This is a genomic window from Anabaena sp. 54, assembly GCF_017355725.1.
Lineage (GTDB): Bacteria > Cyanobacteriota > Cyanobacteriia > Cyanobacteriales > Nostocaceae > Dolichospermum > Dolichospermum heterosporum.
This window is the reverse complement of record NZ_JAAVWA010000060.1, coordinates 1-9,949: the sequence shown is the minus strand read 5'-3', so window position 1 is coordinate 9,949 and position 9,949 is coordinate 1. Positions and strand designations below refer to the sequence as shown.

The window sequence follows — 9,949 nt, the reverse complement described above, 5'->3', positions numbered from 1 at the left end:
CCTCTATTTTCTGACTTTTTTCCTAGACTTTAAATTTTTCCTTAACGATCGCTTGACAATCAAGACAGTCGCTACAAGATCGGCGATCACACTGTAACGGTTGATACGTCATATTTCCGGCTGGGGGAAGATGGATGATAAAGGACTTCCAATATTCAAGTTATATTGCTCCTTCATCTGTTTCAGGTGGATGCCGAATACCTTTCTGAGTTCACCCAAAGATTCCTCCAACTGGCTCATAGTCACAAAGCCTTTGTTGTGGTTCATATAATAACGGCAAGCATCAATCATCGCCTTGATACGCAAGTCAAGAGGTGAATCGTATTGCACCTCTTCTCTGAGCTTAAGCAGGGCATCCCGTAAATCTGAGAGAGAACGCACAACATGATCTTGGTCTTCCTGCGAATATGGCACGAAAAGTACACCTTTGCTTTCCAGCAGTTTAACCAGTCTTTCAGCAACCGAGACTTGAATACCTAATGGTGATAATTTTCTGAGTGGGTTGAAACCAGATTCAACCAACGACTTCATCAAGTTCTCATGGTCTCGCTTCCATTTCTGTAATTGAGAAACCGAGTAATCCTGCCCATTATTCTTGTCAATCAAGTCAGCGCACGAACCACATAACCATAATGCATTCTTGATACTTTTCCGATCGCTTGGAGATTGGTATGAATCGTATCGAGGACCATTTGGTGAAGCAGCGCAGATATGAGCCGCCTTACCAGTTTTGGTAGATTCGTTTGGGTCAGCGTCGCAAGGTCCGACCGTGATACGCATACAGGCAGGATTGCTGCACATATACGCCGCTCTTTCTGCTAATTTGATTTTGATTCGGCTAGTAAAGTTATCTTGACGTGTCATATTTGAGATTTCATTCTACCTACAGTATTTTTAACGCGCAGCCAATCCGCACTGCGACAGAACTATGTTTACCCAATGTCACTATAAGTCTAATCATCTAAATAAGTAGATTAGGTAGAGACTTTTAGATAATATTCATACATTTAAAGTAAAAAGATACAAAGAAATATTTTTATTTACATATATCAACGCGATCGCTTGGTTGCACATTACGTTAAAAATAGAATCAGAAAGAATCGGAAATAAGAAAACCATGAAACTGTATATGGCGATCGCCTAAAACTTACGACTCACAGGAATAGCGATCGCTTTTTAATTCGGAGTGGATGGATTTAGCGAAAATGCTAGAGTGGTGATATTGATGGGGCTAAGTTGACCTATGACCATTGCAACCGAAATACCAATACAACAGCAGTTACTCAGTTTTGGCGATTTTATCGTCCGTTATGGTGACAGTAACCGCTACGAATTGATTGATGGAGAGGTGTTTGATTTGGAACCAACAGGCTACCATGAAGAAGTTTCAGCTTTTACCACCACAAAAATCTGCGCCCAAATTGATGCAATAGGTTTAAATTGGTTTGTCCTTCAGCGAGGATTGCTACGTCCTTCCAACTTGGGTATGACAGCATTTCGACCTGATGTTATGGTTGTTGACCGCAATGAACTTGCGAAAGAACTACTTTGGAATGACCAATCAATCCTCACGCTGGGCAGTTCGATTAAATTTGTGATGGAAGTAGTTAGTAGCAACTGGCAAAACGATTATGCGCGTAAAGTCGAAGACTACGCAATTTTAGGTATTCCTGAATATTGGATTGCGGATTATGCGGGTCTAGGTGTGACTCGACATATTGGGAAACCGAAACAACCTACTCTTTCTATTTGTACCTTAGTCAAAGGAGAGTATGAAATTCAGCAGATTCGAGGCAATCAACCCATTACTTCGCTGACATTCCCAAATTTCAAACTGACAGCCGAACAAGTTTTAAAGGCTGGCAGATAAAGTGCTTTTAAGCCATGCTTACTCTTTCCCGAAAATCGCCCCACGCTGAACAGTTCAGTTATGTACTCGACTGTTTATTTTGAGTTATTGCGGTACATTTACCGATAGCTAAAATTAAATATACGAATTTCCAACTGTTAAAGATAGAAAGATCAATGCAATTTTAGTCAAGAAGTATGGATAGAATAAACTTGTGTTATCTCTAATGTTTAATCGCTAAAACCTATATATCTCATGGATTTTGCTAATTTTGCATCCCAGTTAAATGCTGGAACGATTTTACCAGAGGGAATCGTCATGATTACCCTCTTGGGGGTTTTGATTGTTGATTTGATTTTGGGACGGACATCTGCTCGCTGGATTGCATATCTAGCGATCGCTGGTTTAACAGCCGCGATTATTGCTCTATACTTCCAATGGGATACTACTAACCCCATTGCCTTTACTGGTAGCTTTAATGGTGACGACCTGAGTATTGTCTTTCGGGGGATTATCGCCCTGTCAGCAATGTCAACAATATTGATGTCAATTCGCTACGTCGAACAAAGTGGTACGCCTTTAGCCGAATTTATTGCCATTTTGATGACTGCGACTTTGGGAGGAATGTTTTTATCCGGTGCTAATGAGTTGGTGATGATTTTCATCTCCCTAGAAGCCCTGAGTATTTCCTCTTATTTGTTGACAGGTTATACAAAACGTGACCCCCGTTCCAATGAAGCAGCGTTGAAATACCTGTTAATTGGTGCTTCCAGTACAGCGGTATTTTTGTATGGTGTCTCCCTGCTGTATGGGTTATCCGGTGGACAAACAGAACTAAGTGCGATCGCTCAAGGTATCGCTACAGCGAATGTTGGTCAATCCCTGGGTTTAGTAATTGCTCTGGTTTTCGTGATTGCGGGTATTGGTTTCAAAATCTCCGCTGCACCCTTCCACCAATGGACACCGGACGTTTATGAAGGCGCACCAACTCCAGTTATCGCCTTTTTATCCGTTGGTTCTAAAGCCGCAGGACTTGCCCTAGCTATCCGTCTCTTGACCACCGTTTTCCCTATCGTGGCAGATGAGTGGAGATTTGTTTTCACCGCCCTTGCGGTGCTAAGTATGGTACTGGGTAACGTTGTCGCCCTAGCCCAAACTAGCATGAAACGGATGTTAGCTTACTCATCCATTGCCCAAGCTGGGTTTGTGATGATTGGCTTAATTGCGGGAACTGATGCCGGCTATTCCAGTATGATTTTCTATCTACTGGTGTACCTGTTTATGAACCTGTGCGGCTTTAGTTGCGTAGTATTGTTCTCTTTGCGAACAGGAACAGATCAAATTTCTGAATACTCTGGTTTGTATCAAAAAGACCCACTTTTAACACTGGGTTTGAGTATTTCTCTCTTATCATTGGGTGGTATTCCCCCACTAGCCGGCTTTTTCGGGAAGATTTACTTATTTTGGGCAGGTTGGCAAGCTGGTCTTTACTGGTTAGTTTTACTCGGTTTAGTTACCAGTGTGGTTTCTATCTATTACTACATTCGCGTAGTTAAGATGATGGTAGTCAAAGAACCCCAAGAAATGTCCGACGTGGTGAAGAATTATCCCCAAGTGCGTTGGGATTTACCAGGACTGAGACCTTTACAAGTAGGTTTGATAGTAACTTTAATAGCTACTACCATTTCTGGAATCTTATCCAATCCCTTGTTTACTTTAGCTAATAATTCTGTTACTAACACTCCCATGTTGCAAGCAGCAAAAGTTGCTAGTACACAAGCTAGTGTTATTACAAATAAGGAGTTACAGGAATTGTAAGTTATTCCTAAATAATTGGTAATGGGTAATTGGTAATGAAGCTAGTCTTCAATATTCAATTACCCATTTTTATTATTAAACAGCAATAATACCACATTCCGCACCCCCAAGTGTCACACCCCAAGGAAAGCAATATATTTAGTACATAAGAACTAATACCTGTGAGGGGTGATTAAAATTTATTGAGGCTAAATAGGAATAATTACTATTAAAGCAGATATATAGTCAATAAAACGACTAAGTACAAAATTTTGATTCTGAGGTGATTGTAATCAGTAAACCAAAAAGTTTTTCCCAAAGAGCGATTTTTACGGAATGCTAACGCTATTGCTACAGACGAAGCAGGCATCAACAACAAAATACGATAGACATTTATGTGATATAAAATACTAAATACATAAGAAATAGTTATAGTAATTTGCACTGGGTCAAAATATGAAATGATGAATGTAGTGTGTAGCATATTGGTTGAAAAAATTGACTGTTTCATCTCTAACAAAAGCCACGCAGGGCGAATCTACAGAAGAACTCGTTTTAACCGACTCAGAAACCCAAGACGCAGGTTATTCAGTGTTTAGTAGAAAATTTTTCGATTGAAACGCAAGGAGCCTGTGACCAACAAACTTTATTCGAGATTCTGGTTAAAGCAGCCAGCACTGGAGACAGTATTGAAAACACAGCTAAATTGTTAAAAAATATTCCGACAGCTAATGATATTAGATATCATCTCAATAAAATTAATAATTTTGAGGAATTAGAAGCGCAAATAAATCAAGCATTAAAAAGTCGAATTCCTTTAGGATTAAAAAAGGGGTGTTTAAAAATAGCGATTGATTTAAATTTAATTTGTTATTATGGTAAACCAACACCGTCAGAATTACCCTACATATATCGAAGTGAAGCTAAATCTGGTACTAATTCATTTTACGCCTATGCCACTTTATACGTTATTAGTAATAATAAGCGTGTAACTCTGGCAATAAGAGGTGTTCGCCAATTAGATACTAGTGTGGCTTTAATTACTTATTTATTAGCAGAACTTGAACCCCTCAAAATAAATGTAAAAAAACTCTACTTGGATAGAGGATTTTTTAATACTCCTGTAATTAGATGGTTACAGGCATTAGATATCCCCTTTCTTATGCCTGCTATCAAGACTGGAAAAAAAGGAGGAATCAAACAATTTCTCAAGGGTAAAAAAAGTTATAAAACTACCTATACCATTACAAGAGACAAAGATGATTTCGTCACATTTGATTTATGGATTGTCTGTAAATATAGAAAGGGAAAGCATAAAAAGCATGGAGTTCAATACTTTGTTTATCTTGCTTATAAGGTCAAAACAAATTTAAATTATATCTATCAAGATTATCGAAAAAGATTTGGCATTGAAACTAGTTATCGTCTGAAAAATATTTGTCGAATTAAGACGAATAACAAAAATCCAGTTTTGAGATTACTATTCATTGGAATATCCTTTCTTCTAGTTAATATCTGGGTGAATCTACTATGGCTCAAAATCAGCCGTAAAAGGAAGGGTAGTCGATTAATTTATCGCACACTTTTCACACTCAAACAGATGTTAGCTTTTTTATCTCAAGCCCTACAGAGGAAATATCAAGTCGTTGAAAGCATTTATATTCCATCCGGTTAGCGTCAAGAAATTATTACCCAGCCAATCATAAGTAATTGTTATCTATATGATATCTACTGGTTAGAACACTGGGAATTAAAAAGTATTTTATATTACTGATTGTTTGATGATAGCATCAGTGTTTTATAGGAATCGCTTTTTGGGAAAAACTTTTTGGTTTACTGTTATTACACAATTAGTATGTTCAGGAGATGGAGATATACCAATATATATAAAAGCAGTATCAGGGAATGAAGTTGATTCTAAAAAATTTGGAGAAATCGCAGTTGAATATCAGAAAAGAATACAAGTTGATAGTTTGATAGTAGCAGATAGCGCATTATATACAGAATCAAATATCAAGTTAATGTCGAGTCTCAAATGGTTAACCAGAGTACCCTTAACGATAAAATCAGCAAAAAACTTAGTGATGAGTTTAGCAGAATCGGAATTTGTTAAAAGTGAAAAAGCAGGATATTCTTATGCCGAGAAGAAAATAACTTATGGAGATATAGAGCAAAGATGGTTAATCGTACAAAGTCAAGATAGAAAAAAATCTGACTTAAAGAAATTATCAAAGAGAATAGAAAAAGCTTTGACTAATACTCAAAGTAAGTTAAAAAACCTATCGCAAGAAAAATTTGCTTGTGCGGCTGATGCTAGAAAGGAATTAACAAAAATAAGTAAAGAATTTAAATATCATCAAGTAGAAAATATTGAAGTTATCGAAAAAAGTCCTAAAATCAAAGAAGAAAATCAATCAAAATACTATCAAATCTTAGCAACAGTTGTTGAAAATAAAGATACTATTGAGCAAGAAATGTCAAGTGCAGGAAGGTTTATAATTGCCACCAATGTTTTATCAGAAAAGGAACTGAGTAAAGATAAAATGCTGTCTGAATATAAAGCGCAGCAATCCTGTGAAAGGGGATTTAGTTTTCTCAAAAATCCTTTATTTTTAGCAGATAGTATTTTTCTAAAAAGCCCAGAAAGAATAGAAGCATTGGCAATGATAATGGGGTTATGTTTGCTAGTTTATACTCTAGCACAAAGAGAAATTAGAGCAGCTTTAAAATCTTTAAACTATACTGTAAAAAATCAATTAGGAAAGGCCATAAACAATCCAACTATGCGGTGGATATTTCAATGTTTTCAATCAGTTCATCTTGTGACTTTTCAAGGAAAAAGAGAATTTTATAATTTGACATCAGAAATGAAGTACATTCTCCTATTCCTCCCAGAAGCTTGCCGTAATTACTACAGATATATAAGTTGATTTATCAACATTATTAATAGTTTAATTATACAATTTGACTCATTGATTTTATTAATGAGTTTAAGTTTTAATGCTGTTTTTAAGTTTATTTCTAGAAGGATATAAGTTATGATTAAGTCTTGATAGACTAACAATAAAATTATATTATATTTTCTGCCAGAAACCACCCTCATTCTTTATTGCTTCTTATTGAGAATGTATCTGAATCAATTTTCCTATCTAAAATTTGTTTTTTTATAGATAAATGTATTCTTTTACTCATTTTTCATCAATTTACCTCCGTAATCACCGTTTGTGACAGTCAAGGGTGCGGAATGTGGGGTAAGAAAGTTGCTGAGGGTTTTAAAGAAACAATGGAGATTTTCTTTGATGATTTTTTGCCACAGTGGAACTATACTGCTAAACCACAACAACATTTAGAATTGTAAGTTATTTAATCCACATTCCTTAATAATTTTTGAAATCTTATTCTATGTAGGGCTTGCTGAATAAACCTATAACCCAGACGCATGAAGAGTTTCATCTGTATGAAAGATAAATGAGGTGCAAGGAAAGTGTGATCATAGCATCAAAAATCGTTCAATTTTCCAGACTTGATATTACTTCTAACTTCTTCTAAATCCTCCTGATAGCGAAGCGTGGCGTTAGCCATACTCCTGAACTTCTAGCCCTCACAGACAACTTTTTCAGCAAACCCTATGTAGTTTCATTTTAATTTGGCATTACCAAAGAAAAAATTACTTAATTTTCTGTTTAATAAAAGTCACAACTTGATTAAGCTGTTTCTTCAAGTTATCAATTTCTCCTTGCATCTTGATAATTTTATCATTTAGTAATTTGATCTCAGCAGATGAATCTACGGCATTTATAGCAACTGGGGCAGGCTGTTTATTTGCAGGATTCACTGGGGGTATATTTAAGTCTAGACGCTCCTTTTTCGACTTCAGCATTGCTGACTTGATAGCGCCAACGAGTTGCTTTTGATCAAAAGGTTTGCCTAAAAATTCAAAATATTCAAATGGTTCTACAAATTTTTCCGTTACCTCTTCCTTGCGTCCTGACATGATTACCAAAGGAATTTTCCGCAATTCTGGTTGAGCCTGGATTTTCTGGAAAACTTCCCAACCACTCATTTTTGGCAACAAAAAATCTAGCATGATCAAGCTGACTTTTTCCTTGAGGATGAGGTTGTATCCTTCTAACCCATCCTTGGCTTCTATCACCTCAAAATTACCTGGTGGTAACATTTCTCGTACTTTTACCCTGACAACGGTAGTGTCGTCAATAACTAAAATTTTGTTACTTGCCACAACTGATTACTCTACTAAAAATTTTATGTTTAGATGGCTGGTTGCCGAGTGCTTTTAAGAATTCTCTCACTATATCCAAAATTTATGTAGATTGGGGGGGAGTATTTTCTGACATAAATTTCCGAAATCACAGGAGTTGTAGGAAACTTTCACTGATGTTTTGATCAATTTGTATCATAGTTGTGTAGGTAGACTACACACAACTAATATCCTGTGTAGTGAAAGATTTATTAGTCTAACTTCTCAGTTTGGGGTATATCTGGAATTACAGTACCTCTATGTAAATAGTCATTACGCGCTCTTACTTTTTGCCTAATTAACAAATCGTTATGTCAGTAACCCAGCCCTAAAGGGACTGGGCTTGCAAGAGTAATCAAGCAAGCCGTGCTGACCAGACCACCCTGAGCGGCTTGCCCTGAGCGAAGTCGAAGGGAGTCGAAGGGTAGCCGTTATTTGAGTCACGACACCCACCGAATGCGTTCGCGCCAGCGTGCCGTCAGGCATAGCTAGTTCCCTGCTCTGTCATTTGCAATTAAACAGTTTTAAGGTCACTGAAATAGTGTTGCAAGTCTAAAAAGCTCTTATAACTGGTCGTTCGCGCCAGCGTGCCGGAGGCATCTAGCTAACATTACCCCAGAAATGAGAGGCTATGAGTGAGCAAAACATTATGCGTACAGAGTTGAGAATTTTGAATCGGTAATTGTCCCGTTGAAAGTGCATTACAAAAGTACCCCGAATTTCCCAACTCCAAGGCGGTAATGAAAAAATATTCAAGGCGGTTAAAACCGTGGTCAGTGAGCAGTTCGGCAAGCTCACTGTAACACTTGTCGAACTGCTCGTGCCGTTTCCCTCTCAGGGCTAAAGCCACGCTCGTTTCCCACTTACCGGGTATTCTTATGAATTCTCCACAACAAGTTGATATCAAGTCAGAAATTATGACTATGCCTAGCTGGTTGCGTCGTCCCATCGGCAAAGCCAGTGAAATCTCTACTGTCCAACGTATCATTAAGCAGCGACAGATTCACACAATTTGTGAAGAAGGGCGTTGTCCGAATCGGGGTGAATGCTACGCCCAAAAAACGGCGACTTTTTTATTAATGGGTCCAACTTGTACCCGCGCTTGTGCTTTTTGTCAGGTAGATAAGGGTCATGCGCCAATGGCGTTGGATGAGGAAGAACCCCAAAAGGTGGCAGAATCAGTACGGCTTTTAGGGTTGCGGTATGTGGTATTAACTTCTGTCGCCCGTGATGACTTGGCTGATGGGGGGGCTGGTCATTTTGTGAGGACAATGGAGACTATTCGCCAGATGAATCCCGATACTCAAATTGAGGTGCTGACATCGGATTTTTGGGGTGGTGGGGGTGTGGCAGTCCAATGTCACAGTTTAGCGATGATTATTCAGGCTCAACCGGCTTGTTTTAACCATAATGTCGAAACAGTCCGTAGGTTAACTCCAACTGTGCGCCGAGGGGCAAAATATGACCGTTCGTTGGCTGTATTAGCGACGGTTAAGGAGTTGAATGATCAGCTTCCTACGAAGTCAGGTGTCATGGTGGGACATGGAGAAACTATGGAGGAATTAATTGAGACAATGGCGGATTTGCGATCTGTAAAATGCGATCGCCTCACCATTGGTCAATATATGCGTCCTTCTTTAGACCATCTACCTGTTAAAAAATATTGGACTCCAGCGGAATTTACAGAACTGGGCAATATAGCCAAGGAAATGGGATTTAATCACGTCCGTTCCGGTCCCCTGGTTCGCAGTTCCTATCACGCTGGGGAGGAGTAGGGGCGGGGGAGCGGGGGGAGTAGGGGGAGTAGGGGGAGTAGGGGGAGTAGGGGGAGTAGGGGGAGTAGGGGGAGTAGGGGGAGTAGGGGGGCAGGGGGAGTAGGGGGAGTAGGGGAGCGGGGAGAGGAATTTTACTGATGACAACGGACAAGGGACAACTGACAACGGACAACTGACAACTAACCAACCTTACAACCCACATTCAGCATGAGTAAATATACTCAAAATATTTTTCCCAGCAGGTTATTTTGTCAAAAAAAGAATTTCATA

8 protein-coding genes are annotated in these 9,949 nt (G+C 38.6%); 5 read left to right on the top strand and 3 right to left on the bottom strand.

Features of this window, described 5'->3' with window-relative positions; all coding sequences use genetic code 11:
• Nucleotides 1-108 precede the first annotated feature (108 nt).
• Nucleotides 109-864 (bottom strand): hypothetical protein, encoded by a 756-nt coding sequence (locus HEQ36_RS25665; RefSeq protein ID WP_168636140.1) that lies wholly within the window; start codon nucleotides 862-864, stop codon nucleotides 109-111.
• A 379-nt stretch (nucleotides 865-1,243) separates the two neighbouring features.
• Between HEQ36_RS25665 and HEQ36_RS25660 the strand changes: the two genes are divergently transcribed.
• Both HEQ36_RS25660 and HEQ36_RS25655 read left to right on the top strand, forming a co-directional pair.
• Complete coding sequence (locus HEQ36_RS25660; RefSeq protein ID WP_168636139.1) at nucleotides 1,244-1,870, top strand: Uma2 family endonuclease; 627 nt, start codon at nucleotides 1,244-1,246, stop codon at nucleotides 1,868-1,870.
• 234 nt (nucleotides 1,871-2,104) lie between these two features.
• Entirely contained in the window at nucleotides 2,105-3,667 is a 1,563-nt protein-coding gene (locus HEQ36_RS25655; protein ID WP_053540592.1) for an NAD(P)H-quinone oxidoreductase subunit N, read from the top strand.
• Nucleotides 3,668-3,875: 208 nt separating this feature from the next.
• On the opposite strand, the gene HEQ36_RS25650 is transcribed toward HEQ36_RS25655, so the two are convergent.
• Nucleotides 3,876-4,130 (bottom strand): hypothetical protein, encoded by a 255-nt coding sequence (locus HEQ36_RS25650; protein WP_290708715.1) that lies wholly within the window; start codon nucleotides 4,128-4,130, stop codon nucleotides 3,876-3,878.
• A 102-nt stretch (nucleotides 4,131-4,232) separates the two neighbouring features.
• On the opposite strand from HEQ36_RS25650, the gene HEQ36_RS25645 reads away from it, so the two are divergent.
• Nucleotides 4,233-5,321, top strand: coding sequence for an ISH3 family transposase (locus HEQ36_RS25645; protein ID WP_325064634.1), 1,089 nt, complete (start codon nucleotides 4,233-4,235; stop codon nucleotides 5,319-5,321).
• Nucleotides 5,322-5,460: 139 nt separating this feature from the next.
• Nucleotides 5,461-6,576, top strand: coding sequence for an IS1634 family transposase (locus tag HEQ36_RS25640; RefSeq protein ID WP_290708713.1), 1,116 nt, complete (start codon nucleotides 5,461-5,463; stop codon nucleotides 6,574-6,576).
• Nucleotides 6,577-7,313: 737 nt separating this feature from the next.
• On the opposite strand, the gene HEQ36_RS25635 is transcribed toward HEQ36_RS25640, so the two are convergent.
• The gene (locus HEQ36_RS25635; protein ID WP_053540590.1) at nucleotides 7,314-7,886 is read right to left on the bottom strand and encodes a PleD family two-component system response regulator; all 573 of its coding nucleotides are present in this window, start codon (nucleotides 7,884-7,886) and stop codon (nucleotides 7,314-7,316) included.
• An 896-nt stretch (nucleotides 7,887-8,782) separates the two neighbouring features.
• Here HEQ36_RS25635 and lipA point away from each other — a divergent pair.
• Nucleotides 8,783-9,679, top strand: a complete 897-nt coding sequence (gene lipA / locus HEQ36_RS25630; protein WP_053540589.1) for a lipoyl synthase — start codon at nucleotides 8,783-8,785, stop codon at nucleotides 9,677-9,679.
• Nucleotides 9,680-9,949 lie beyond the last annotated feature (270 nt).

Coding starts and splice junctions, on each gene's coding strand:
- HEQ36_RS25655 (WP_053540592.1), top strand. CDS start 2,105: ATGGATTTTGCTAATTTTGCATCCCAGTTAAATGCTGGAACGATTTTA.
- lipA (WP_053540589.1), top strand. CDS start 8,783: ATGAATTCTCCACAACAAGTTGATATCAAGTCAGAAATTATGACTATG.
- HEQ36_RS25650 (WP_290708715.1), bottom strand. CDS start 4,130: ATGCTACACACTACATTCATCATTTCATATTTTGACCCAGTGCAAATT.
- HEQ36_RS25665 (WP_168636140.1), bottom strand. CDS start 864: ATGACACGTCAAGATAACTTTACTAGCCGAATCAAAATCAAATTAGCA.
- HEQ36_RS25660 (WP_168636139.1), top strand. CDS start 1,244: ATGACCATTGCAACCGAAATACCAATACAACAGCAGTTACTCAGTTTT.